We start from the raw sequence: 25234 nt of genomic DNA on the forward strand, positions 1-25234 counted from the left end.
AGCCGCAGCCCCCCACCCCGCCACCGTCACCCCCACACCCGCGCACCCGCCTACCCCCGTCATCCTGACGAAAGTCAGGACCCAGAGCCGCACAGGACGACGCTCTTGGCTCTGGATCCTGACTTTCGTCAGGATGACGACGAGGAAGCACCGGATCCCGCACGCCGGCCGCAAGAAACCGACCTATCCCTCGCGCACCTCGACCAAAGGCACAGACCCCGCGACCCCCGCCAGAAACGTCGCGCGCGCCACGCTCAGCCGGTCCTCGGCAAACCGCACCGGCACGTCGAACGCGAACCCGGCGGTCACCACCACCCCGACCGCGGGCGCGGTATCGAGCACCACCCACCCCCCGGCCTCGACCGAAAAGCCCGCAGTCGCGACCCCGCCGACCGCGACCGACACGCTGCCCGCCACCGGCCGCGTGATCCGCCGCGACGCCGCACCATAATATTTGACCAGCGCGAACCGCCGCTGCACCCCGTCGCCGTCGCCGACGCCGATCCGCTGCCCGACCGCGTCCGCATCGAACGGATCGCGCAGCCGGAACCCGCGCGCCGGCCCCATCCGCGCGCGAAAGAACGCCAGCAGCACCGCGATATCCGCCTCGCTCCGCAACCCCGGTCCGACGTCATAACTCGTCCGCGCCTCCGCCCAGGCGGCGTTGCGCGTCTCCGCACCCCCCGCACTCGTCAGGATCGCGGTGGAGAATCCCGGCGCCACCTCCGCCTCGCGCCCCAGCTCGAGCGGGAACAGCACGTCGTCGAACGCGTCCACATCATCCTCCCCATCGGTCTCGAACTGCACGAACCCGTCGCGCATCACCTGCGGCAGCGCCCAGACGAAAATCTCCGCCACGCCGCGCCCCCGCGCCACGCGCGCCGCCGCCGCGATCCGCCCCCATTCGGCGACCTGCTGTGCCCCGCGCCCGGGCGTCAGCACGAACCCCGACAGATAATGCTGCCGTTCGACCGGATAGCCCAGCCGCGCGCCGACCAGCGCCACCGCGTCCGCCGACGACGCGCTGTCCCCCGCGGTCACCCAGTCATAGTCCTCGAGCTGCAGCACATCGAACGCCGGCCACGCCCAGCCCAGCGGCATGTTCGCCCGCTTCGCCTCGGGCGCCGCGGCGTCGAGCACCGTCGGCAGATAGGTGAGCAGATGCGCCACGCACCCGCCCGCCCCCGCCTCCTGCCGCGCCGCCGCCACCAAAGCCGCGGTCGACGCCGCCAGACACGCCCCCGCCGCGTCCAGCGTCGCGATCTCGTCCGCGCTCCTCGCCCCCCGGATGCTCGCCATCGCCACCGGCGCGAACGCCGCGACCGCGCTCGCATCATAGAGGCACGGCCGCCCGTCGGGCATCACCCACCACCACGGCTCGCCGACCTGGAACCGCGCGCGCAGCCCCGCCGCGACCCCGATCGCCACGAACGCGCGCGCCACCGCCTGCAGATACGCCATCGCCCCGCCATGCGCCGGCGACAACAGCGTCGAGGGCGGCGCCCACCCCGTCAGCGCCGGCGCGCCATCCGCCGCGCGCTGTTTCCAGTCGTTCCAGCAATGCGCGTCGAACAGCTCGTAGCTCAGCGACCAGATCACGTCATAGCCAAGCGCCCCCGCCCGCCGCGCAAAATCGCGGTGCCACGCAGCGCACGCCGCGTTGAGCACGCCCCCCGCCAGCGACACGTAAAACCCGCCGCCCAGCGCCTCGAGCCGGAAATAATGGCTCATCCCGACATAATGGACGATGCTCCCGCGGTACCCCAAGTGCAGCGCATTGCGCAGCAACCGCGCCGGCGTCAGGTTGTAGCTGTCGTCATAGCCGCCCGCGATCCGAAGCGCGTGTTCGGGCACCACCGCCTCGCCGATCGCCAGCACCGCGCCCGGCCCGTCGCACGCGATCGCGCTCCACTCGACCCAGCCCTCGTGCATCGCCGCCAGCAGCCCGCTCCCCGCGCCATAACCCGGCGGCACCAGCGACACGAACATCCGGTCGATATCCCCCGCCCAGACGGGATCGCTGTCCGCGGGCAGGTCATACCCGCCGACCAGCGCCGCGAAATCGAGCGTCACCACCGCGTCCTCGGGCGTCCCGACCGGATAATTCCACAGCCGCACATACCAGGCGCGCGCTCGCCCCGCGGCGTCGCGCCCCTCGATCGTCAGCGTCGGGCCATGGATCGCGTCGAGCGCGATCACACCCCCCGACCGCCACCGAAAGGACAGCCGACAGTCGCGAAAGTCGCGCGCGGTCTCATACGCCAGCAACGGATGATCGAACCGGTCCTCCGCCTCCCAGATCAGCCCGGCGAGATCGTCCTGCTTGTAGAACACCGCATCGACCCGCAGCGACTCCGGCCCCGTGGTCACCACCGACGCCATCATCGGCCGCGGAAAATCCACCGTCCAGAACCGCGCATCGAACCGCGACACCAAGCCCCCCATTTGCCCCGTCCGCCCCGAACACAGCCAATGCCCCATGATGATCTCCAGATTCCAAGAAGAACGACAAGGGCAAGCCAGCCGAAAAACCCCTCTCCCCCCGGGGGAGAGGGAGGGGCCCGCGCGCGCTCGCGCGTGGGAGGGTGAGGGCAAGTGAGACTCCCCAACTACTCCACCGCCAAAGCCGCCCGAACCGCCCGCGCCACCTGCCGCCCCGACTGCGCCAGCACCCCCGGCGCCGCCCCCGCGGCCGCATTGACGGTAATCGCCACCCGCACCTCGCGCACCGCACCGGCACCGCCACCGGCACCAGCCTCGATCCGTCCGCTGCTCGCCGGCACGAACATCTCCGGCCCGCGCTCGCCGACGACATAGGCACGCCCCGGCGACACCGGCCCCCCGGTCGCGCGCCCCGGCAGCCCGCCGAGCAGTCCCGCCAGCGCCCCCGCAAGACCCCCGCTCACGCCCCCGCCAAGCACCGACTCCACCCCCGTCTTCACCGCCGCCCCGGCAATCGCATCGAGCGCCGAGACCGCCACCCCCTTCAGCTCCTCGAACCCGAGCGCCCCGGTCCGCGTCGCGCGCAGCAACGCGGCCTCGAGCCGCACCGCCGCGCGCTCCGCCCCCGCGCCCAGCACGCCGTCCAGCTCGCCGCGCATCGCCGCGACGTCGCGCGCGAACGCCGCATTATCGACGCGCACCCGCACCAGCGCGGGCTCCAGATCGTCATCCATCGGGAAAAGCCTCCTGCAACCGCGCGATCGCCGCCGCATCGGGCGGCGTCGGCGTGTCTCCCATCATCGCGGCGACCACCGCCCCCTGCTCGGCGGGCGTCGCGCGCCAGAACACATCCGGCGCCCAACCCAGCACCGCGCCCGCAAACCCCGCCAGCCGCGCGGCGCTCGCTGCAAAGCGCGTCATCACCGCCCCGCCAGGATCTGCCGCAGCAACCCGCGCAACACCGGCGTCGCGACGGCCAGCCCCGCCTCGACCACCGCCTCCCCCAGCCGCTCGCGCGTCAGCCCCTCAGGGCAATCACGCAGGCAATGCCAGAACAGCGCCACCATCTCGCCAATCCCGAGCTTCCCCGCCGCCGCACGCTCGACGAGCGCAAACAACGGCCCCAGCTCGTCCTCCGCCGCCACCAGCGCCGCAAAACTCGGCCGCACCACGAGCGTCTCCCCGGAGACCCGAAGCGCCCCCTCCCCCCGCAAAGAATTCGCCACTTCGCTCATAAAATATCTCCAAAACCCCTCTCCCCCAGGGGGAGAGGGAGGGGCCCACGCAAAGCGTGGGAGGGTGAGGGCAAGTGAGGCCAAGAACACCGCCCCCCCGCGCGCCCGTCATCCTGACGAAAGTCAGGACCCAGAGCCCCACACACCGCGCCGCCCCCCCCCCGTCATCCTGACGAAAGTCAGGATCCAGAGCTGCAAAGGACAACGCTCGTGACCCTGGATCCTGACTTTCGTCAGGATGACGGAAATGGGTCAGGATGACGGAGGGGGGTCAGGATGACAGGACCGGAGGTGGCCGAAGATCAACGGATCCCCCGACCCGCAACCCTCACCCCGCCACCACCGCCCCCGAACTCTCGAGACTCAGCGTGTAGGATCGCTCCCCATTGAAATCCCCGGCATAATCCAGCCGCGACACGAGGAACCGGCCGGTCATCGTATCGCCCCCCTCGAACGCCAGCCGGTAATCGTCGAGCACCCCGGTCAGCGCGCTCGCCTTGATCCGCAGCTCCGCCGCCGACCCCGTGAACACCCCCGCCCCCGACACCGAGACGCTGCGCACCCCCGCCCCCGACAGCAGCTGCCGCCAGCCGCCCGAATCCTTCGTCGTCACCACGATCGCCTCGCCGTTCACCGACATCTGCGTCGTCCGCAGCCCCGCCACCGTCGCATAGACGGGCGTCGCCGCGCCGTTCCCGACCTTCAACAGGAACGCGCTCCCCTTCTCCACCGCCATGTCCGTCTCCCTCTTCAATCCTCGCGGTACATCCGCACCAGATATTCGCTCGTCCCCCGCCACCGCTCGCCGACGCGCAGCACGCGCGACCGCACCAGCTGCGCGCGCACCAGCCGCCACCCGTCGGACAGCAGCGGATCGAGCCCCTCGACCGCCGCCTCCGCCGCGCCCAGCGCCGCGCGCAGCCGCACCGGCCGCTCGCCGCCATCGTGCAAGGTCACCACCAGCCGCCCCTCGCGCCCGCGCCACGTCGCACTGCTCCAGTCGCCCAGCACCGGATCCTCGACGACCGCATGGGGGATTGCCGCACGCACCGGCGGCGCATCGAACACCGCGCAGTCGAGCGCCGCCTGCAACTGAGCGACCACCCCCGCCTGCAACACCGCCCCCGCACTCACGCCGTCACCTCGGGACTGAGCCGCATCCGCCGATACGGCCGCCACAACGCCGCCACCGCCGCCGGCGGCAACGCATCGCTCTCGCGGTGATCGAACAGATGCGCCGCCAGCATCGCCACGCCCTGCGCCACCGGCGCCGGCACCGCGTCCCAGGTCTCCGCCGCGCCGTCCCCCGCCACCCGCGCGACGATCGCCCCGCCGACGAACGCCTCGCAAAGCAGGATCGCCGTCGCACAGACCCGCCCGAGCAACGCGTCCTCCGCACTCCCCTCCAGCCGCAACACCGCCCGCACGGCCACCACCGCGTCCGCGACAACGGCCACCGGCACCCCCTGCTCACCCATAGGAATCTCCCAAAAAACCCCTCTCCCCCGCAGGGGAGAGGGAGGGGCCCACGCGCCCTTGCGCGTGGGAGGGTGAGGGCAAGCGAGGCTCGAAACCCCCACCCCCTCACACCCCATCAGCTCACCGAAAACTTCATCAGCTTGATCGCCTCCGAATTCGTCACGCACCCGCCGACGCGCTTGGTCGCGTAGAAATTGACGAACGGCTTGTTCGAGTACGGATCCCGCAGGATCACCGTCTCCGCGCGCTCCGCGATCAGATACCCCGCTTTGAAGTTCCCGAACGCGATTCCCAGCGCGTTTGCCGCGATGTCCGGCATGTCCTCCGCCTCGATCACCGGATAGCCGAGCAACGTCGCCGGCTGCCCCGCCGCCAGCGAAGGCGCCCACACGAACGCCCCGTCGCTCGTCTTGAACTTCCTGATCCGCGCCAGCGTGCTCGCATTCATGACAAAGCTCGCCCCCTGCCGATACGGCGCGCGCAGCGCCTGGACGAGGTCGATCAGCCGCTCCTGCGGGCTCGCCGAGAAATCCCCCGCGGTCCCGGAGGCCAGATATTGCAGCGTCCCGAACGCCCGCGTCCCGTCCGCGGTCGCCGCGGTCGGCTGCGTCAGGAACCCCTTGGGCCGCCCGCTGCCCGATCCGCCGACGAACGCCGCACCCTCGGCCTTGGCGAATTCCATCGCGATCTCGCCCGCCAGCCACGCCTCGACGTCGAACGCCGCATCGTCGAGCATCGCCTGGCTCGCCGCCGGATTGGCATAGAGCTCGCCGGTCGGCGGCACGATCTCGACGAACACCGGCGTCGCCGTCTCGGGCCGCGCCGCATTCTCCGCCGCCCAGCCGGACGGCGTGCCGCCCGTCGTGACCAGCTTGCGATACCCCGCCGAGCCCACCTTCACGACATTGGCGATTGAGCGGATCGGCGAGATCCCCTTCAGCACCGCATCGATCTGCGCATCCACCTCGCGCGGCACCGCATAGCCGCCCGCATCGCCCGAGACCCCGGTAAACGCCTTCATCTCGATCGTCGCACCGCTCCGCACGAACCCCGCAAACGCGCCCGAAGGCGCCGCCCCCTCCAGCATCGGCCGATCCATCACGCTCATGTCCATCTCCCTGCCAGAAACAAAAAAAGGCGCCCCGAAGGACGCCCGAAACTCAAAACCCCTCTCCCCCCGGGGGAGAGGGAGGGGCCCACGCAAAGCGTGGGAGGGTGAGGGCACGTGAGGCTCGAAGCCTCACCCCCACCCCCACGCGTCATCCTGACGAAAGTCAGGATCCAGAGCCCCAAGCGCCGTCCCCACCCCCCGCGTCATCCTGACGAAAGTCAGGACCCAGAGCCCCGAGCGCCGTCCCCTACGGCTCTGGATCCTGACTTTCGTCAGGATGACGGGAATAGGTCAGGATGACGGGAATGAGTCAGGATGACCGAAGCGCGTCAGCACGGCGCCCCACCACCTCCACCCGAGCCAACCCCTGCATAGGCACCGCCACCAGACTCACCTCGACCAGCGCCACCCCCAGCACCTCCCGCCGAGCCCCCTGCCGAACCCGCACCGCCCGATACCCGACCGACAACCCAGCCACCGCCCCCGACCGCACCAGCCCCGCAAGCTCGGGATCCTCGACCACCCCCTCGACGCGCAACCCCCGCGCATCCTCCGCAACCGACGCAAGCACCCCCACCGCACCCCCACGATGCTGCCACAGAAGCGGCACCACCCCGGCCCCGGCAAACGCCCCCCGCCGCATCACGTCCCCCGCCCGGTCGACCACGTCGAACACCGCCGCATACCCCGCAAACGCCACCCCGCCCCGTTCGTCCCGAGTGGCGTATCGAGGGATCACTTCAGCCACGCCGCAAACCCCAGCTTCACCGCCAGCCCCGCGAGCATCAGCGCCACGAACAGCCGCGCGATCCACCCCGCGACCGCCTTCCACACCGACCGTTTCGCATCGCGCCACGCCGCCAGCAGCTCGCGCAGCTCCGCCACGTCACCCCGCGCCCGCTCGTCGCTCAGCCCCAGCCGCGCCAGCGCGCGCGTCGCGCCCAGCTCGCCCGCCTCCTCCGCGATCGCGCGCAGCGTCACCAGGTCCGCCCCCCGCTCCGCCCCCTGCGCCATCAGCTGCGCCAAGACTTGGCCATCCATCAGACCCCCTCCTTCACATCGAGCATCGCGCGCTTCTCCGCATCGCTCAGGAACGTCGCCGCGCTGACCATGCCCCACAGCCGCTCGCGGTCCTCGACCAGCGCCGGCACCCGGTCGAGATCGACCCGCAGCGCCGCCCCCTCGAACCAGCCCGACAGTCCCTGCGCTATCCCCGTCAGCACGCTCGTCGCCAGCGGCAGGATCGCCAGCCGCCACAGCGCCCGGTTCGCCTCGCGGTAATTGGCATAGCTATTGTCCCCCGGCAGCCCGAGCAGCATCGGCGGCACCCCGAACGCCAGCGCGATCTCGCGCGCCGCCGCGCTCCGCGTCCCCGCAAAATCCATGTCCGCGGGCGTCAGGCTCAGCGCCTGCCATTTCAGCCCGCCCTCGAGCAGCATCGGCCGCCCCGCATTCCCGCTCCCCGCAAACGACGCCTCGAGCTCGCTCTTCAGCCGCGCGAACTGGTCCGCCGACAGCGCCGACCCGTCGCCGGGATCATAGACCAAGGCCCCCGAGGGGCGCGCCGCATTGTCGAGCAACGCCGTGTTCCACCGCGCCGCCGCATTATGGATCCCGACCGCCGCCGCCGCCGCGCCCAGGCACCCCAGCCCGTAATGATCGTCGACCGGATGAAACGCCTTCAGGTGGATCACCTGCGGCCGCACCGGATCCGCCGACAGCCGCGTCACCCGCGCGCCGACCGCATAGCGATACGCCGCCGGCCACCCGCCCGCATCCGCCTCGACGCTCACCCGCTCGGGCCGCAGCGCATAGAGCTCGGCCGCGCCCCCGTCGGCATCGCGCAGCACCTGGACATAGGCATTGCCGTGGAGCAGCAGCTGCGCCGCCACCGTCTCGATCAGCATCTGCCCCCCCGACCGCGCGGTGACGAGCGCGACCAGCGCCGGATCCGACCCGTCGAGCGGCGCCGACCCGACCCCTTCGACGACCAGCTTCACCGCGCGCTGCGCCACCGCATTCCCCAGATACGCCTCGCGCACCTGCGCCTCATACCCCCGCGCCCCCGCGACACCGCCCGCCCCCGCCCAGCCAAGACTCCCCGCCCCCGACAAAGCCGGCCGCGCGCCCTCCCGCCCGGACTTCCACCCGAACAACCCCATAATACCCTCCCGAAAAACCATAACCAAAACCCCTCTCCCCCCGGGGGAGAGGGAGGGGCCCACGCAAAGCGTGGGAGGGTGAGGGCACGTGAGGCTCGAACCCCCACCCCCACCCGTCATCCTGACGAAAGTCAGGACCCAGAGCCAAGCAGCGCCACCCCCCGCAACCCTGGATCCTGACTTTCGTCAGGATGACGGAAGGGGAACCACGAACTCCCTCTCCCCTCGGGGGAGAGGGAGGGGCCCGCGCGAAGCGTGGGAGGGTGAGGGCACGTGAGGCTCGAACCCCCACCCCACCCGTCATCCTGACGAAAGTCAGGACCCAGAGCCAAGCAGCCCCACCCCCCGCAACCCTGGATCCTGACCTTCGTCAGGATGACGGAAGGGGGACCTCAAACCACCCGAACCCCCACCTCAACCCGCCGCCGCAAGCACAATTCCGTCAGCGCCCACACCAGCGCATCCGCCCGATCCGGCGAGCGCCCGGGCCCCACATACCCCCCGCTCACCAGCCCGCAGAGCTCGTCCTCGAGCGCCGGAAACGCCCCGACATGAAAGACCCGCCGCCCCTCGTACAAGGTCGCCACCGGCTCCGCCCGCGCGACCTTGCCGCGGCTCGCATGGACCAGCCGCACCGGCAGCCCGCAGTCCGCCGCCATCAGCACGCTGCGCACCATCTCCCCGCCCTGGTTGCACTCGGCGACCACGCGGTCCGCGCCATGCCGCGCCGCACAGTCCGCCACCGCGCGCGCCCAGCCTTCGGGCGACAACCCCGAAACGCTCGCATCCTCGAGCACATAGGCAAGATCGTCCGCCCCCAGCGCGACGCACACGATCCCGCACGCATCGCCGCTGGTCCCCGCAGGCGGATCGACCCCCACGACGACACGCACCAAAGCGGGCAGCCCGAAATCCGCCCCGCACCGCTGCCGCTCGAGCAAGTCGCGCGTCCACAGCGCCCCCTCGACATCGTCGATCAGCTCGCCGTCCAGCTCCTGCCGGCCCAGCCGCGTTCCCGCATAGGTCTGGGTCATCGCCGCCACGAACGACGCGGGCAGGTACGGATTCTCCCCCGTCCCCCCGCGCGATTCATACAGCCCCGGCAACGCCAGCAGCCGCCGCATCAGCGGCACCGGCCGCGGCGTCGTCGTCACCAGCACGCGCGGCCGCTCGCCGATCCGCAAGCCCATCATCAGATTGTCCCAGGTCGCGTCGCCGTACCGCCACTTGGCCAGCTCGTCGCACCACGCCGCATGATGCTCGGGCCCGCGCAGTTTCTCGGGGGCTTCGGCCGAATAGACGAACGCGCGCGCGCCGCTGTCGAACACGAACTCGCCCGCGTCGCGTCGCCAGCGATAGGTCTCGCCCGCCTGCGCCACCGCGATCAGCCCGCTTTCGCCCTCGACCATCACCTTGCGCACGTCGTCCGCGGTCCCGCCGACCATCGCGATCCGCGCGCCCGGCGTCGCGCGCGCGACCGCGCTCACCCATTCGGCGCCTGCGCGCGTCTTGCCGAACCCGCGCCCCGCGCGGATCAGCCAGACATGCCAGTCCGCCTCGGGCTCGCGCTGCCCCGGCATCGCCCAGATCGCCCAGCTCTCGTGAAACGCGCGCAGCTCGGGCTCGGGCAGCGCGCGCAGCACCGCCAGCCGATCCGCCGCCGACAGCCGCGCCAGCCGCACGAGCAGCCCCCGGTCGAACAGGACCGGCGCCATCCCCCCCGCGCTCACGACCCGTCCTCCGCCGCACCCGCCTGCCCGCGCCGCGCGATCGCGTCGAGCCTGGCGACCAGCGCCGCCTCGACCTCGGCGATCGTCGCGCGCTTGCACGACGGCCCGCGCCCGCCCGCCGCCGCATCGCGCCGCCGGAACCCCAGCGCCTGCACCGCCACCCGCGGATCGAAATGCGCCCCGCGCGACTCCGCCGCCGCATCCCCGTCAGCGACCCTGTCAGCGACCCTGGCAGCTTCCGCCTCAGCCTCCCCCTCGGCCTCCCCCAGCGCATAGGCGAGCAACCGCGCCTCGAGCGTCTCGTACGCCGCCTCGATCGCCGCCGCCCAGTCCGCCGCGAACACCGCATCGCGCGCCTTGAGCGCATGCGCCCCGCGCGGCGCCATCCCGACCGCGCGCGCCGAAGCCGCGATGTTGCACGTCCCTGCCAGATGCTCGAGGAACGCCGCGCGCTTGGCGGGCGTCCAGCCGCCCCTGGCGGCCTTGCGCACCTGCAACCGGCCCCCAGCTTTCCCGCCCGCCCCCGCTCCCATGCGCCATCCCCCAAATGGATCGGGCCGGTCCGCCGCCGGGGGATCACCCCGACCGCGTCCGGCCCGACTCGCAATTCGTCATCGTTCCTGTTATGTGCCAGAACAGCGTGACGATGTCAAGGGTGAATAACCGATATGGTTAGCGCGTCGGTACCGGCTCCGCACCCGAATAGTCATAGAAGCCGCGCTTGGTCTTGCGCCCGAACCACCCCGCCTCGACATATTTCACCAGCAGCGGCGCAGGCCGGAACTTCGGATCGCCGGTCCCCTCGAACAGCACGCGCGTGATCTCCAGGCACGTGTCGAGCCCGATGAAATCGGCCAGGGTCAAAGGCCCCATCGGGTGATTGAGCCCCAGCTGGCACGCCAGGTCGATGTCGCGCACCCCCGCCACGCCTTCGCCCAGCGCAAAGCACGCCTCGTTGATCATCGGCATCAGCACGCGGTTGACGATGAAGCCCGGCGCGTCGTTCGCGTGCACGACCTGCTTGCCGAGCTTTTCGGCGAACGCCTCGACCGCGGCGACCGTCTCGTCCGACGTGGCGAGCCCGCGGATCAGCTCGATCGGCCGCATCACGGGGACGGGATTGAAGAAATGCACCCCCATGAACCGCGCGGCGTCGGGCGCCGCCTGCGCGAGCCGCGTGATCGGGATCGACGAGGTGTTCGACGCCAGGATCGCGTCGGCTTTCAGCACCTTGCCGACTTCGGCGAAGATCGTCCGCTTGATCGCCTCGCGCTCGGTCGCGGCCTCGACGACGATGAAACAGTCGCCCATCTCGGCGACGCTCGCGACCGGCTCGATATTGGCCAAAGTCGTCTCGCGGAAGTCGGCGGTGATCTTCTCCTTCTCGACCAGCCGCGCCATCGCCTTGCCGATCCCCGCCTTGCCCGCCTCGGCCTGGGGCAGGCCCATATCGGCCAGCAGCACGCGGTAGCCCGCCTGCGCGGCGACCTGCGCGATCCCCGCGCCCATCTGTCCCGCGCCGATTACGCCGATCGTCTGCATCGCACTCTCCATCGTGATTGCCGCCCCTTACCATTGATGGTTGTTCGACTATGACGTCGCCCCTATCGAAGCGGGACCGTCGCCGCCAGACCGGTCAGGAGGTCGCATGCGCTATCCAGTTCTCGTTTCGCTTCTGCTCGCTACGACGGCCTGCAGCCCCAGCGGCGACACCAGCGCGCCCAACGACGCCACCGTCCCGCTCGAAACCCCCGCCCGCCCCAAACCGCGCCCGATCGCGCGCGGCGCCGCCCCGCAGGGCCCCGCGGAGCCCGCCGTCGATTCGAAGGCACGCCCCCGCCCGACCGACACGCGAAGCTTCGGTGCCTGGGGAGTCGCGTGCGACAACGGCGGCTATTGCACCGCGGTCTCGATGGCGCCCGATGATTCGAGCATCGCCGAGCTGTCGATCGTGGTCGAGCGCGGCCCCGCCGCCGACGCGCCCGTCACGGTGACGATCGGCAGCCCCGGCGCGCCTGTGAAACGCGTCGTGGTCGCGATCGACGGCACCCCGCTCGCCAGCGGCAATCCGGGCGACGACCAGCGCTTCACCGTCACCGGCCCGGTCGCGATGACGCTCGCCCGCCGCCTCGCGACCGGCACCGCGATGACCGCGCGACTCGACGGCCGGACGATCCCCGTCGTCATCACCGGCGCCGCCGCCGCGCTGCGCTATGCCGACGCGCAGCAGGGCCGCGCGGGCACCCCCGGCGCACTCGTCGCGACCGGCGACACGCCGCCCGCAACCACTCCGCCCGCACTCCCGACGATCCTTGCAGCCCCGCTCACCGACCGCCGCGCGCAGCCCCCCGCCGCGCCGCTCGTCGCGCAGATGCGCCAGCGCACCGGCTGCGCCGCGGACGAGTTCGGCCCCGTCACCAACGAGACGCATGCACTCGACGCGACGACCGATCTCGTCCTGCTATCCTGCGGATCGGGCGCGTATAATGTCATCACCCGCGCGCTGATCGTCCGCGACGGCAAGGCCAGCGAAGCGCCGTTCGACCTGCCCCCGCAATTCGGCGAACCCGGCGCCAAACCCGCACTCGTCAACGCCGGCTACGACCCGAAGACCGGGCTGCTCAGCTCCTACGCCAAGGGCCGCGGCATCGGCGACTGCGGCGTCGGCCAGGACTATGTCTGGGACGGCACCCGCTTCCGCCTCGCCGAGATGCGCAAGATGGGCGACTGCCGCGGCGCGATCACCTGGCCCGTCATCTGGCGCACGACGGTCGCCCGCAACTAGCCCGTCATCCCCTTCTCCCGTCATCCTGACGAAAGTCAGGACCCAGAGCCAAACAGGACAGCGCCAAGTAACTCTGGGTCCTGACTTTCGTCAGGATGACGACCCCACCGAGGGCCCCCTACCGCCCCGCCAGCTTCACCAGCGCATCCCCCGTCAACCGCTGGATCGTCCAGTCCTCCATCCCCACCGCACCCAGCTTGCGATAGACCGCGATCGCATCCGCATTCCAGTCGAGCACCGACCATTCGAACCGCGCGCACCCGCGGTCGATCGCGATCCCCGCCAGATGCGCGAGCAGCGCACCGCCGACCCCCTGCCCGCGCGCCTCGGGCGTCACGTACAGATCCTCCAGATACACCCCGCGCTTCCCCGTCCACGTCGAGAAATTGTGGAAAAACACCGCAAAACCAACCGGTCCGGCAGTCCCGTCCGCAATCACCGCCTCCGCCGCGGGGGCATCCCCGAACAGCGCCTCGCCCAGCGTCACCTCGGTCGCCTCGACCGCGTCGGGTTCGCGCTCGAACGCCGCGAGTTCGCGCACGAAGCGCAGGATCGTGCCGGTATCGGCGCGGGTGGCGGAACGGATCTGGGTCATGCGGCGGCCTCCATCGACGTCTGCGCGATATCGCGCCGCCGCGCCGCATACAGGCACGCGACGACGATGACACCCGCGCCGCACGCGGTAAATGCCGACACCCGCTCGCCGAACACCAGATAGCCGAGCCCCGCGGCATAGACGAACGAGCTATATTCGGTCGTCGCCAGAAATCCCGTGTCGCCGTGCGCATAGGCCCAGCCGAGCAGCCACAGCGACGCGGTCGCCAGCCCCGCCGCCAGCAGCAGCCGCGGCCATGTCGCCGCGTCGGGCACCACCGCGAGCCACGGCGCGGCGAGCGCAAGCGTCGCGGTGATCACCATCGCCTGGAAGAACGCGATCTCGCCCGGCCGCGCCGCCTGCGCCTGCACCCGCGCGATCACCAGATTGACCGCGTACAGCACCGCCGATCCGAGCACCGCGGCGACCCCCGCGAGGTTCGCCGCCCCCGCCGCGCCCTCGCGGCCATGCCCGATCATCACGATCGCGACCCCGCCCAGCGCGACGACCGACGCGATCACGACCTTGCGCCCGACGCGCTCGCCGAGCGTGACGGCGGCGAGCAGCAACGCGAGGATCGGCGAGATGTAGGTGAGCGAAATCGCCTGCGCCATCGGCACGCGCGCCAGCCCCCAGAAGAACAGCAGCGCCATCGCCGCGGTCACCAACCCCCTGGCAAGATGGAGTTTCAGCGCCCGCCCGCTCGGCCGCCCGCTCCGTCCGAGCTTCCAGGCGACCGCTCCCAGCCCGACGCTCGTCATCTGCCGCCACAGCAGCGCGTTATACACCCCGATCCCTAGCACCAGCGACTTCATCACCGCGTCCATGACCGAAAACAACCCGATCCCGAGCGCCGCGACGCCGAACGCCAGCGCAGGCGAAACGCTACGCCCCGTCACACCGTCCGCCCCGCCGCCGAGAAAATGCCAATACCCATCCACCCCGCTTAACCGGCAACATCCCGAGGCGCCATCATCGTCGGCGGCCACAGTTCCCCCGCGAAAGCAGGGGCCCAGAAGCCCCACCCGCACCACCAATAATTCTCGCCCCCCGCCTACGCGTAAGAACGGAACGCCCCCAAAAACCCCCGTCATCCTGACGAAAGTCAGGATCCAGAGCCAAACAGCACCACCCCCCGCCACCCTGGATCCCGACCGTCGTCAGGATGACGAAAAAGAGGAAGACCCGCCCTCCATCTCCGTGCCCCGCACGCGAGGCATGATCACCCGCGCCCCCCTCCCCGCTCATGCTGCGCGCAGTCGAAGCACCGCCAAAGCCGCAACGTTCGTCGCCCCCACCCCGTCATCCTGACGAAAGTCAGGATCCAGAGCCAAACAGCACCACCCCCGCCACCCTGGATCCTGACCTGCGTCAGGATGACGGAAAAGAGGAAGGTCCGCCCTTCATTCCCGTGCCGCTCACGCCAGGCGCGATCACCCGCGCGCCCCTCCCCGCTCGTGCTGGAGCGAAGTCGAACCACCGCCAAAGCCGCAACGTTCGTGGCCCCCACCCCGTCACCCTGACGAAAGTCAGGACCCCGAGCCAAGCAACACCCCCCCCCGCCACCCTGGATCCGGACCTGCGTCAGGATGACGGAAGGCGAGGACGGCACGCAGGACCGCCATCCGCCTGGTAAAACCCCGCTTATTCCGCCGCCATCTCCGGCACCAGCGCTGCGACCGCGGCATCCGCCGCCTCGATCTCCGCCGCCTTGGCCTCGACGAGCCGAACGATGTGGTTCACCATGTCCGCGTCCTGGACATGATGGTCGGTCACCCCCGACAGATACACCATGTGCTTGCCGTTGCCGCCGCCGGTGATCCCGATATCGGTCTCGCGCGCCTCGCCCGGCCCGTTCACGACGCAGCCGAGCACGCTCAGCGACATCGGCGTGCGGATATGCTGCAACCGCTCCTCGAGCGCCTGGACGGTGCGGATCACGTCGAACCCCTGCCGCGCACAGCTCGGGCACGACACGACGCGCACGCCGCGGTTGCGGATGCCGAGCGCCTTCAGGATCTCGAACCCGACGCGCACTTCCTCCTCGGGCTCGGCCGACAGCGAGACGCGGATCGTGTCGCCGATGCCGTACCAGAGCAGGCTGCCCATCCCTATCGCCGACTTGACCGTACCGCCGACGAACCCGCCCGCCTCGGTGATGCCGAGGTGCAGCGGGCAGTCGACCTGTTCGGCGAGCTGCTGATAGGCCGCGACCGCGAGGAACAGGTCGGACGCCTTCACCGCGACCTTGAACTCGTGGAAATCATGGTCCTGCAGCAACTTGATGTGGTCGAGCGCCGATTCGACCAGCGCATCGGGGCACGGCTCGCCATATTTCTCGAGCAGATGCCGCTCGAGGCTCCCGCCGTTCACGCCGATCCGGATCGCGCAGCCATTGGATTTCGCCGCGTCGACGACCTCCTTCACGCGGCTCGCAGACCCGATATTGCCCGGGTTGATCCGCAGGCACGCCGCGCCCGCATCCGCCGCCTCGAGCGCGCGCTTATAGTGGAAATGGATATCCGCGACGATCGGCACGCGGCTCGCGCGGACGATCTGCTTGAGCGCGCTGGTCGATTCGACGTCGGGGCAGCTGACGCGGATGATGTCGACGCCCGCCTCTTCGCAGCGGCGGATCTGGTCGACCGTCGCCTTGATGTCGTCGGTCGGCGTGTTGGTCATCGTCTGCACGGTGACGGGCGCATCGCCGCCGACGGGGACGTTGCCGACCATGATCTGGCGGCTCGTACGGCGGGTGATATCGCGCCAGGGACGAAGGGACATGAAGATTCCTCGTGGGTTCACCGTCGTATATAGCGGCTGGACGCGGCGAGCGAAACAACGCTGGCACATGCCGTCGCACGGCCATAGGCTGCCGCATCTCAGCGGAGCCCGATCGATGACCCTGTCCCTCTACGATGCGACGATCCCCTCCAACCTCCAGGTCCTGCGCGCGCTCGACGCGCTGCTCGACAAGGCGGAAGCCTTCGCCACCGAACGCGGGATCGACCCCGCCACGCTGATCGACGCGAAGCTCGCCGACGACATGCTCCCCTTCGGCTATCAGGTGAAGTCGTGCGTCGCGCATTCGGTCGGCGGCGTCGAGGGCGTCCGCGCCGGCGTCTTCTCGCCCGACCGCAGCGCCTGGCCGACCGATTTCGCCGGGCTCCACGCCGCGGTCCAGGGCGCGATCGCGACGCTCGAGGCCTATGACCCGGCCGAGTTCGACACGCTCGCCACCGCCGCGACGAAATTCGAATTCGGCAGCTATGTCATGCCCTTCACCGGCGCGAACTTCCTGTTGTCCTTCTCGCAGCCCAATTTCTACTTCCACGCCAGCATCGCCTACGCGATCCTGCGCGCGCAGGGCGTCCCGCTCGGCAAACGTGACTTCCTCGGCGTCCCCCGCATGGCCGCCTGAGCGAGAAAAACGCTCGCTCCGTACCCGCCCCGGCGAACCACCTCAAAATCCTCCCCCGCAAGGGGGAGGTGGCAGGCGCCAGCCTGACGGAGGGGGCGGCAAGCACGAACCCCTGTCGCGCCTCCTCCCCCTCCGACGCCTCCGGCGCCACCTCCCCCTGGCGGGGGAGGATGCAGAACCTTGAGCCCCCCCCGACCGCCCCAAGCTTGCAGCCCCGTCACCCGCCGCCTAGGGCGCTGCGATGACCCGGCATTACGGCATGGACTGGCTGCGGATCGGCGCCTTCGCCCTGCTGATCCTTTACCATATCGCGATGGTCTTCGTGCCGTGGAACTTCCATGTGAAGTCGTCGCATGTCGAGGACTGGGTGCGGCTGCCGATGCTCGCCGCCAACGCGTGGCGGCTGACGTTGCTGTTCGTCGTCTCGGGCTATGCCAGCCGCGCGCTGCTCCGCCGGTCGAGCGGCCCGGTCCGCTTCTTCGCGACGCGCTGCTACCGGCTGCTCGTGCCGCTCGGCTTCGGCCTCGTCGTCATCGTCCCCCCGCAACCCTGGGTCGAGCTCGTCACGCGGCACGGCTATACGGGCAGCTACTGGACGTTCTGGACGCACGACGCGTTCCGCTTCGCCCCGCTCGACGGGCTCTGGCTGCCTGCGTGGAACCACCTCTGGTTCGTCGTCTATCTCTTTGTCTATACTGCGGTCCTGACGCTCGGCGTCGCGCTGGTCCGGGGCCCGCGAAGCCTGCGCAGCCACCAGAATGTCCGCAGCCGCGGCGCACAGCGGTTGTTCGACCGCGTCTTCGGCGGCTGGCTCGTGCTGCTGCTGCCGCTCGCCTGGCTGATCTTCGTCCATGGCTGGTGGCTGCGCATGGCGGGCGAGAGCCAGGCGCTGTTCGGCGACTGGCTCGCACACGTCACCTATTTCCCCGCCTTCCTGTTCGGCTTCGGCCTCGCGCGCTCCGAACCCGCGATCGCCGCGATCGCGCGGCTGTGGAAGATCGGCGGCGGGCTCGCGCTGCTCGGCTATGCGACGATCCTCGGGATCGAGCTCGGCTGGCCCGCGGGCGTCGCCACGCCGCGCTGGGTCTATACGCCCTACGGTATCGCGCATGCGCTCGAGCAATGGGGCGGGATCGTCGCGCTGATCGGGCTCGCCGAACGCCATTTCAACCGCGACCATCGCTGGCGGCCGATGCTGACCGAGGCGGTGTTCCCCTTCTACCTGATCCACCAGACGATCATCGTCCTCGTCATGTACGCGCTGCTCCCCGCCGGCCTGCCCGGCTGGGCGGAGTTCGTACTGCTGCTGCTCGCGACCGTCGCGGGCTGCTTCGCCTTCTACCGGATCGGCCGCAGGATCGCCCCCTTGCGCCCGCTGATCGGGCTGCGTCTCCACCTTCGTCCCACCCCGCCAACCTTGTGAAAGCCCCCATGCCCCAACCCAACTGGACCCTCGTCATCCACGGCGGCGCGGGCAAGCTCGACCGCGAGATGCTCTCCGCCGAGCAGGATTCGGGCGCGCGCGCCGGCCTGTCGCGCGCACTCGACGCCGGCTCCGCGGTGCTTTCGGGCGGCGGCACCGCGCTCGACGCGGTCGAGGCCGCGGTCCGCGTGCTCGAGGACGATCCACACTTCAATTCGGGCCGCGGCGCGGTCTTCACGCATGACGGCGGGATCGAGCTCGACGCCGCGATCATGGACGGCCGTACGCGCGCCGCGGGCGCGGTCGCCGCCGCCACCGCGACACGCAGCCCGGTCGGCCTCGCGCGCGCGATCCTCGACGACGGCCGCCACGTCTTCCTCGCAAGTACCGGCGCGGACGCGTTTTCGCGCGAGCACGGCCTCGAACAGGCGGGCCCGGACTGGTTCGCCACTGACGAGCGCCGCCGCCAGTTCGCCGAGCTTCAGGCGAGCGGCGACATGTTCGACGTCGACATGAAATACGGCACCGTCGGCGCGGTCGCCTGCGACACGCACGGCCATGTCGCCGCCGCCACCTCGACCGGCGGCGTCACCGGCAAGCGCTGGGGCCGGATCGGCGATTCGCCCGTCATCGGTGCCGGCACCTTCGCCGACGATCGCGCCTGTGCGGTGTCGTGCACCGGCTCGGGCGAGTTCTTCCTGCGCGTCGGCGTCGGGCACGAGATCGCCGCGCGCGTCCGCCTGACCGGCGAATCGCTTCAGGCCGCGACCGAGGCGGTCCTCGCCGAGGTCCGCGCGCTCGGCGGCACCGGCGGCGCGATCGTCGTCGCCCCCGATGGCACCATGGCCTGGTCGTTCACCACGCCGGGCATGTACCGCGGCACCGCGTCCGCAAAGGGCGCGCGCAGCGTCGCCATCTACGCTAGTGAGCAGTCATGATTCGCAAGTCCCTGACCGCGCTCGGCATCCTCGCCGCGACCGCGCTGACCGCCGCCCCCGCCACCGCCTATTGGGAATATGGGCATGAGACGGTCGCGCAGATCGCCTATGCCAATGTCGCGCCGCGCACAAAGGTCGCGATCCGCCGCATCCTCGCGCAGCAGGCGCTGCTCGACACCCCCGAATGCCCCGCCGGCACGATCGAGCAGGCAAGTGTCTGGGCGGATTGCATAAAGCCGCTCAAGACCGCCGACGGCAAGTCGCGCTTCGGCTTCGCCTACAGCTGGCATTACCAGAATGTCGATGTCTGCGCGCCGTTCGACCTGACGCCTGCCTGCAAGGACGGCGACTGCGTCTCCGCGCAGATCGACCGCGACGTGACTTTGCTCCGCGACCGCAAGACGTCGCCGCACGACCGCGTCCAGGCGCTCGCCTTCCTCATCCACTTCGTCGGCGATCTCCACCAGCCGCTCCACGCGGGCGATCGCCACGACAAGGGCGGCAACGACGTGAAGACCGATTACGGCATCTACGCCCCCGCCCGGCTCAATCTCCACTCGGTCTGGGACGGCACGCTCGCCGAACGCGCGATCTCCGCGCCACCCTCGCTCGTCCGCCGCTACCCCGCCGCCGAACGCGCGCGCATCGCCGCGGGCACCGTCGCCGACTGGAGCCGCGAAAGCTGGCAGGTCGCGCACGACGTCACCTATGCCTCGGCTCTCGGCGGCGACGCGTGCAGCCCCGTCCCGCCGCGCGTGAAACTCGACGAAGCCACGATCGCCCGCATCGCCCCCGTCTCGCGCGAAGAAGTCCGCAAAGGCGGCCTCCGCCTGGCAAAGCTCCTAGACAAGGCGCTCAGCTAAAACCCCTCTCCCCTCGGGGGAGAGGGAGGGGCCCACGCAAAGCGTGGGAGGGTGAGGGCACGAGGCTCGAGACATGGATCCCAACGCCCCCTCACCCTCCCGTCGCAAGCGCTCCTCCTTCCCTCTCCCCCAGGGGGAGAGGGAAAAGAGCGTCAGTTCAGCACGATCGTAACCGCCCGACGATTCTCCGCCCAGGCCGCATCGTCCGACCCCTGCGCCACCGGCCGCTCCGACCCATAGCTGATCGTCGTCATCCGCGACGCCGACACGCCGCGTGCAGCGAGGTAATTCTTCGCCGAATTGGCGCGCCGGTCGCCGAGCGCGAGATTATACTCACGCGTGCCGCGCTCGTCGCAATGCCCCTCGATCGTGATCCGGACATTGGGGTTGCGCGCCAGCCACTCGGCCTGGCTGTCGAGGATCGCGCGCGCGGTCGGATCGATATCGTACATGTCGAGCGCGAAGTTGACCGTGTTGCTCTGCACCGAGCGGCGGAAATCGGCATCCGACCCGGGCACGATCGCGCCGTTTGCACCGCCATTGGGCAGGCCGCCGGTCGGATCGACCCCCGCCGACGAATCGACCGGTGCCGGCGGCAAGGTCGCGGGCCGCTTCTTGGCGCAACCGGCGACGGCGATCAGCGCGGTCGCGCACAGCAGCGTTGTCGTGAACTTGGCCATGTAATCTTCTCCCGTGATCGGAACATATTCGAACATAGATTGCAGAGTCGGTCTAGGGTCGCAGCGGACCCCAGGCCGGATCGGACCCGTCGAGCGGCGTCGGAATCTTGCGCTCGTTGACACCCGTCAGGTCGACCGACCACAGATCCGCCTTGCCGCCGCCGCCGCGTCCGGAGCGGAAGAAGTTGATCACGCGGCCGTTCGGCGACCAGCTCGGCCCCTCGTCCTGCCAGTCGTTGGTCAGCAGCTTCTCGCCCCCGCCGCTCGGGCTCATGATCCCGATCCGGAACCCCCCGCCCAGCTTGGTGAACGCGATCAGGTCGCCGCGCGGGCTCCATACCGGCGTCGCATAGCGCCCGCCGCCGAAGCTGATCCGCTGCTGGTTCGATCCGTCGGCGTTCATGACATAGATCTGCTGCCCGCCCGACCGGTCGCTCTCGAACACGATTTTCGATCCGTCGGGCGAATAGCTCCCGCCCGTGTCGATCCCCGGCGAATTGGTCAGCCGCTGCGGCGCACCGCCCTGCGACGACACGCGGTACACATCGGTATTCCCGCCCTGCGCCATCGAGAACAGGATGTTGCGGCCATCGGGCGAGAAGCGCGGCGCAAAGGTCAGGCTCGCATTCTGCACGACGAGCCGCTGCCGCCCGGTGCCGATGTCATAGACATAGATCGCCGGCCGGTTGTTCACATAGCTCATATACACGATCGACTGCTGGTTCGGCGCGAAGCGCGGCGTCAGCACGATCGACTGGCCGTTGGTCAGGAACCGGTGGTTCGCACCATCCTGGTCCATGATCGCCAGCCGCTTGATGCGGCGGTTTTTGGGTCCGGTTTCCGAGACATAGACGACGCGGCTGTCGAAATAGGCGCCCTCGCCGGTCAGTCGCGTATAGACCATGTCCGCGCATTTATGCCCCGCACGCCGCCAGTCGGACGGCGGCACGACGAACCCCTGCCGGGTCAGCTCGGCACGCGACGACACGTCGTACAGATAGCAGCCGACCGTCAGGTTCCCGTCGCCATTTGCGCGGATGAAGCCCTGCACCAGCGCCTGCGCACCCGTGCTGCCCCAGTAGTCGAACCCCGGCGCGGTGACCTCGGGAAAGCCGATCGGCCGCAGCTGCCCGGGCGCGAGCGGCGTGAACAGCCCCGAATTGCGCAGGTCGTTGGTGACGATATCGGCGAGCTGCCGCCCGAGCACGTCGGTCGACCCCGCCGGCGTCGACACCACCGCGGAGGTCGGCATCACCGGCACCGCGATCGGCATCGGCGCGGAGATCCCGCCCGTCACGTCGACCACCAGCCCGCCGGCCTGATCGTCTGCCGCCGGCGCGCCCGCGGGCGCTGCCTGAGGTGCCGGCGCAGTCTGTGCGTTGACGGAGGCCCCGAACATGCAGGCCATGACCCCAGCCGAGGCGAGAACCGAGCGCACCCGCACGCGACGCTCCACCCCGGCGAAGGCCGGGGCCCGATTGGGGGACATTGCTGACAAGGGTCCGCGCATCGTTATTGAAGCCTCTCCTATTGGGCCCCGGCCTTCGCCGGGGTGGCGACGCGTATGCGGCGAGCCTGAGACGCGCAAACCGCTGATCGATCGGAACATAACGGACATCCTCATCCGGGAAGCTTGTAGCGCAGGCTGAATTTGCTCCAGCCATTCTGCACGTCATACAGGTCGTCGGGCAAACCGCGCAGCGGCGAACAGCCGGTAAACGTCGCGATCGCCAGATCGTCGACGCGCGCGACATAGCGGCGATTCTCGTCGTCGACGCCCGCATGGTCGCTGATCGTCGGCCGCGCGGCAAGCGATCCGTCGCGATTGAGCCGCAGGTTGATCGTCACGCGGATCCGCTCCGCGCCCGGCCCCGGCGTCACCTGCCGGTTCGCGCAGGGCTGCACCTGCCGCAGGATCGCCGAGCCGATATTGGCCGCCGCCTGCGCGCCGAGCTTGGCCGCCTTGGGCGTCTCCGACTTGCTTGGCGACGGATCCGCCGACAGCCCTTTGAGGAAGTTGTCGCCAAGCCGCGACCCGCGCGGCCGCGCCGCCTTGGCGTCCGCAGTCGACCCGCTGCCCTTGCTCGTCGACGGTTTCGCCGCAGCCGAGGACGAGGACTTGGACGTGGATTTGGACGCCGACGCCTTCGACGGCGCCGCGCTCTTCGCAGGCGCGGGCTTGGCGGCAGGCTTCGCCGGCGCAGGTTTCGCCGGAGCGGGCTTGGCTGGCGCTGGCTTTGCAGGCGCGGGTTGCGGCTTGGCCACGGGCTTTGGCACCGGCGCAGGCTTCGCGACGGGCTTCGGCGGCGCCGGCTTGGGCTTGGCCACCGGTTTCGGCTCAGGCTTGGGGACAGGCTGCGGCTTGGGCGGTGCGGGTTTAGGCGGCGCCGGCTGCGGTGGCGGCGGCGCGGGATCGGGCTGCGGCGCGGGCTCGGCCTCGTCAGGCGCGGGCGGCGCGGCATCCTCGGGCGCGCCCTCATCGGGTGCGACCGACTCGGCGGGCGTCTCGGCCGATTGCGGCGCGGTCGCCTCGAGCGCCACGTCGGGGACGAGGCTGATGTCGATCGGCTGCTGCTCGACCTTCGGCAGCTCGGGCGCATCGAGAAATCCGACCGACAACAGGCCGAACAGCAGGACGTGCCCGGCGAGCGCGACGCCCAGCCCGATCTTTTCGGAACGATCCATCACGACAGGCCCGTCATCGGCATCAGTTCTGGTTGCCCTCGACCGTCACCAGCGCGACGCGGTTCAGCCCGGCGCGGTTCAGTTCGCCCATCACGCGCATCACGCGCCCGTAATCGAGCTGGCGATCCGCGCGCAGCAGCACCTGCGGCTCGTTGCCGACCGCGCGGCTCGCCGCGATCGCCGCCAGCCGCACGGGCAGCGCGTCCTCGCTCACCTGGTCGGTATCGATGAACACCGCACCCGTCCCGTCCATCGAGATCTCGACCGGTTTCTGCTCCTGCTCCAGCGCCTTGGCGCGCGCGTCGGGCAGGTTCACCGGCACGCCCGCGGTCATCAGCGGCGCGGTCACCATGAAGATGATCAGCAGCACGAGCATCACGTCGACCAGCGGCGTGACGTTGATGTCCGCCATCGGAGCACGACGACCGCGGCCGCGCGACGAGGGAAGGTTCATCGCCACCTCACGCGCCTCGCACGGGCAGCGGACACGCCCCGACGCGGCTCATCGCGAGCCGTCCAGCTGGCGCGACAGCGTCGCGTGGAAGCCGTCGGCGAAGCGGTTCAGGCTCGCCTCGATCCGGTTGATCCCGTGGCTGAAGCGGTTGTACGCGATCACCGCCGGAATGGCCGCGAACAGCCCGATCGCGGTCGCGAACAGCGCCTCCGCGATCCCCGGCGCGACCACCGCCAGCGACGTGTTCTGCGCCGCCGCGATGCTCGTGAAGCTGCGCATGATCCCCCAGACGGTGCCGAACAGCCCGACGAACGGCGCCACCGATCCGACCGTCGCGAGCACGTTCAGCCGGTCCGACAGCCGGTCGATCTCGTGCGCGGTCGCCGCACCCATCGTCGTCGCCAGCCGCTCGCGCGTGCCGCTCTTGTCGATCGTGCCGCCCGCGGTCGATCGCCGCCACTCGGTCACGCCCGCCGCAAAGACGCGCGCGGACGGAAGGTCGGTCTCGCTCTCGGCCTTGTAGAACACGTCGATGTCCTCGGCCTTCCAGAAGTCGCGCTCGAACCGCACCAGTCCCTTGCGCGTCTTGCCGATCCGCCGCCAGAACGCGACGATCAGCGCCCATGTCCAGATGCTGGCGAGCAACAGCCCGATCATCACGCCCTTCACCACCCAGTCGGCCTGGAGGAACAGGTGGATCGGCGACAGCGTCGCGCTATCCATAGTCAGAACCGGATTCATGCTTCCCCCTGCCAGACAAGGCGTTCGTAGATGTCAGTCCATGCGCGTGGCTGGCGACGCGGCCGGCCGTTGGGGGCGATCAAGGCCGCCACCACGTCCGCCTCTGCCAAGACAACCCCGCCGCACATGACTCGTTGATGAATGGCCACGCTGGCCGCGCGGACCTGCGTGATCCGCGAGACGATCACCAGCGCGTCGTCGAGCCGCGCGGGCGCGGCATAGCGGATGTTGAGACTGGCGATCGCATAGGACCCCTCGGCCGCGTCGAACGCGGCGCGCTGGTCGATCCCGCCGACGCGCAGCATGTCCGACCGCGCGCGTTCCATGTAGCGCAGATAGTTGGCGTGATAGACGACGCCCGACAGGTCGGTGTCCTCGAAATACACGCGCAGCGCGAACCGGTGCTCGCGCCCCGCAAAGCGCCCTCCCGCCGGTTGATCCTGGTCTGCGTCCGCCATTCCCGCGGCTGTTAACCCAACCATCGCCGCGA

28 protein-coding genes are annotated in these 25234 nt (G+C 70.3%); 5 read left to right on the forward strand and 23 right to left on the reverse strand.

The genetic code is table 11. The features are described 5' to 3' along the window. Positions 1-183 precede the first annotated feature (183 nt). The 14 genes from ASE72_RS05075 to ASE72_RS05140 all read right to left on the reverse strand — a co-directional run bounded on the left by ASE72_RS05075 (position 184) and on the right by ASE72_RS05140 (position 11701). Positions 184-2481 carry a DUF2460 domain-containing protein gene (locus ASE72_RS05075; protein WP_056017450.1) on the reverse strand — a complete coding sequence of 766 codons (2298 nt, stop codon included), beginning with the start codon at positions 2479-2481 and terminating at the stop codon, positions 184-186. A gap of 128 nt (positions 2482-2609) precedes the next feature. Continuing rightward, entirely contained in the window at positions 2610-3176 is a 567-nt protein-coding gene (locus ASE72_RS05080; protein WP_056017453.1) for a hypothetical protein, read from the reverse strand. Next, a complete protein-coding gene (locus tag ASE72_RS05085; protein WP_056017456.1) occupies positions 3169-3363 on the reverse strand; it encodes a phage tail assembly chaperone in 195 nt (64 codons plus the stop codon). Before ASE72_RS05085 ends, ASE72_RS05080 begins: the two co-directional genes overlap by 8 nt. Continuing rightward, entirely contained in the window at positions 3363-3677 is a 315-nt protein-coding gene (locus tag ASE72_RS05090) for a gene transfer agent family protein (RefSeq protein ID WP_056017459.1), read from the reverse strand. The genes ASE72_RS05085 and ASE72_RS05090 overlap by 1 nt, the downstream gene beginning before the upstream one ends. 328 nt (positions 3678-4005) lie before the next feature. After that, positions 4006-4413 (reverse strand): phage major tail protein, TP901-1 family, encoded by a 408-nt coding sequence (locus ASE72_RS05095; protein ID WP_056017462.1) that lies wholly within the window; start codon positions 4411-4413, stop codon positions 4006-4008. 14 nt (positions 4414-4427) lie between these two features. Then, a complete protein-coding gene (gp17, locus tag ASE72_RS05100) occupies positions 4428-4811 on the reverse strand; it encodes a tail completion protein gp17 (RefSeq protein ID WP_056017465.1) in 384 nt (127 codons plus the stop codon). Next, a complete protein-coding gene (locus tag ASE72_RS05105) occupies positions 4808-5155 on the reverse strand; it encodes a head-tail connector protein (RefSeq protein ID WP_056017468.1) in 348 nt (115 codons plus the stop codon). Before ASE72_RS05105 ends, gp17 begins: the two co-directional genes overlap by 4 nt. A 116-nt stretch (positions 5156-5271) precedes the next feature. Then, complete coding sequence (locus ASE72_RS05110; protein ID WP_056019002.1) at positions 5272-6264, reverse strand: phage major capsid protein; 993 nt, start codon at positions 6262-6264, stop codon at positions 5272-5274. Positions 6265-6577: 313 nt separating this feature from the next. After that, entirely contained in the window at positions 6578-7015 is a 438-nt protein-coding gene (locus tag ASE72_RS05115; protein ID WP_235532239.1) for an HK97 family phage prohead protease, read from the reverse strand. Further along, on the reverse strand, positions 7003-7308 hold the full coding sequence (locus ASE72_RS05120) for a DUF6127 family protein (protein WP_166746767.1): 306 nt from the start codon (positions 7306-7308) through the stop codon (positions 7003-7005). Before ASE72_RS05120 ends, ASE72_RS05115 begins: the two co-directional genes overlap by 13 nt. Beyond that, positions 7308-8429, reverse strand: a complete 1122-nt coding sequence (locus ASE72_RS05125) for a phage portal protein (RefSeq protein WP_056017471.1) — start codon at positions 8427-8429, stop codon at positions 7308-7310. Before ASE72_RS05125 ends, ASE72_RS05120 begins: the two co-directional genes overlap by 1 nt. Before the next feature lie 392 nt (positions 8430-8821). Then, the gene (locus ASE72_RS05130) at positions 8822-10144 is read right to left on the reverse strand and encodes a DNA-packaging protein (protein WP_056017474.1); all 1323 of its coding nucleotides are present in this window, start codon (positions 10142-10144) and stop codon (positions 8822-8824) included. 11 nt (positions 10145-10155) lie between these two features. Then, on the reverse strand, positions 10156-10692 hold the full coding sequence (locus tag ASE72_RS05135; protein WP_156350129.1) for a hypothetical protein: 537 nt from the start codon (positions 10690-10692) through the stop codon (positions 10156-10158). 139 nt (positions 10693-10831) lie between these two features. Continuing rightward, the gene (locus ASE72_RS05140) at positions 10832-11701 is read right to left on the reverse strand and encodes a 3-hydroxyacyl-CoA dehydrogenase NAD-binding domain-containing protein (protein ID WP_056019011.1); all 870 of its coding nucleotides are present in this window, start codon (positions 11699-11701) and stop codon (positions 10832-10834) included. Positions 11702-11807: 106 nt separating this feature from the next. Between ASE72_RS05140 and ASE72_RS05145 the strand changes: the two genes are divergently transcribed. After that, positions 11808-12944 carry a DUF1176 domain-containing protein gene (locus ASE72_RS05145; RefSeq protein WP_056017479.1) on the forward strand — a complete coding sequence of 379 codons (1137 nt, stop codon included), beginning with the start codon at positions 11808-11810 and terminating at the stop codon, positions 12942-12944. A 118-nt stretch (positions 12945-13062) separates the two neighbouring features. Here ASE72_RS05145 and ASE72_RS05150 read toward each other — a convergent pair whose 3' ends face one another. From ASE72_RS05150 to ispG, 3 genes are all read right to left on the reverse strand, one after another. Next, positions 13063-13539: a GNAT family N-acetyltransferase gene (locus tag ASE72_RS05150; RefSeq protein WP_056017482.1), complete on the reverse strand. Its 477-nt coding sequence runs from the start codon at positions 13537-13539 to the stop codon at positions 13063-13065. Further along, positions 13536-14480, reverse strand: coding sequence for a DMT family transporter (locus ASE72_RS05155; RefSeq protein ID WP_235532240.1), 945 nt, complete (start codon positions 14478-14480; stop codon positions 13536-13538). Before ASE72_RS05155 ends, ASE72_RS05150 begins: the two co-directional genes overlap by 4 nt. Before the next feature lie 703 nt (positions 14481-15183). Further along, complete coding sequence (ispG, locus tag ASE72_RS05160; protein ID WP_056017485.1) at positions 15184-16323, reverse strand: flavodoxin-dependent (E)-4-hydroxy-3-methylbut-2-enyl-diphosphate synthase; 1140 nt, start codon at positions 16321-16323, stop codon at positions 15184-15186. 115 nt (positions 16324-16438) lie between these two features. Here ispG and ASE72_RS05165 point away from each other — a divergent pair, with 115 nt between their 5' ends. The 4 genes from ASE72_RS05165 to ASE72_RS05180 all read left to right on the forward strand — a co-directional run bounded on the left by ASE72_RS05165 (position 16439) and on the right by ASE72_RS05180 (position 20184). After that, positions 16439-16960: a DUF1993 domain-containing protein gene (locus tag ASE72_RS05165; protein ID WP_056017487.1), complete on the forward strand. Its 522-nt coding sequence runs from the start codon at positions 16439-16441 to the stop codon at positions 16958-16960. A 241-nt stretch (positions 16961-17201) separates the two neighbouring features. Next, positions 17202-18383, forward strand: a complete 1182-nt coding sequence (locus ASE72_RS05170; RefSeq protein ID WP_056017491.1) for an acyltransferase family protein — start codon at positions 17202-17204, stop codon at positions 18381-18383. An 8-nt stretch (positions 18384-18391) separates the two neighbouring features. Continuing rightward, entirely contained in the window at positions 18392-19321 is a 930-nt protein-coding gene (locus ASE72_RS05175; RefSeq protein WP_056017494.1) for an isoaspartyl peptidase/L-asparaginase family protein, read from the forward strand. Beyond that, positions 19318-20184, forward strand: a complete 867-nt coding sequence (locus tag ASE72_RS05180) for a S1/P1 nuclease (RefSeq protein WP_056017497.1) — start codon at positions 19318-19320, stop codon at positions 20182-20184. The genes ASE72_RS05175 and ASE72_RS05180 overlap by 4 nt, the downstream gene beginning before the upstream one ends. 152 nt (positions 20185-20336) lie before the next feature. On the opposite strand, the gene pal is transcribed toward ASE72_RS05180, so the two are convergent. From pal to ASE72_RS05210, 6 genes are all read right to left on the reverse strand, one after another. Beyond that, on the reverse strand, positions 20337-20864 hold the full coding sequence (gene pal / locus ASE72_RS05185) for a peptidoglycan-associated lipoprotein Pal (protein WP_056017500.1): 528 nt from the start codon (positions 20862-20864) through the stop codon (positions 20337-20339). A 52-nt stretch (positions 20865-20916) separates the two neighbouring features. Continuing rightward, complete coding sequence (gene tolB / locus ASE72_RS05190) at positions 20917-22263, reverse strand: Tol-Pal system beta propeller repeat protein TolB (RefSeq protein ID WP_082445872.1); 1347 nt, start codon at positions 22261-22263, stop codon at positions 20917-20919. A 221-nt stretch (positions 22264-22484) separates the two neighbouring features. Continuing rightward, positions 22485-23549: a hypothetical protein gene (locus ASE72_RS05195; RefSeq protein ID WP_056017506.1), complete on the reverse strand. Its 1065-nt coding sequence runs from the start codon at positions 23547-23549 to the stop codon at positions 22485-22487. Positions 23550-23571: 22 nt separating this feature from the next. Next, positions 23572-24009, reverse strand: coding sequence for a protein TolR (tolR, locus tag ASE72_RS05200; RefSeq protein WP_056017509.1), 438 nt, complete (start codon positions 24007-24009; stop codon positions 23572-23574). A 42-nt stretch (positions 24010-24051) separates the two neighbouring features. Next, positions 24052-24744: a protein TolQ gene (tolQ, locus tag ASE72_RS05205; protein WP_056017512.1), complete on the reverse strand. Its 693-nt coding sequence runs from the start codon at positions 24742-24744 to the stop codon at positions 24052-24054. After that, positions 24741-25202, reverse strand: coding sequence for a YbgC/FadM family acyl-CoA thioesterase (locus ASE72_RS05210; protein WP_056017515.1), 462 nt, complete (start codon positions 25200-25202; stop codon positions 24741-24743). Before ASE72_RS05210 ends, tolQ begins: the two co-directional genes overlap by 4 nt. Positions 25203-25234 lie beyond the last annotated feature (32 nt).

Origin of the sequence: Sphingomonas sp. Leaf20, assembly GCF_001421535.1 — a bacterium.
GTDB lineage: Bacteria > Pseudomonadota > Alphaproteobacteria > Sphingomonadales > Sphingomonadaceae > Sphingomonas.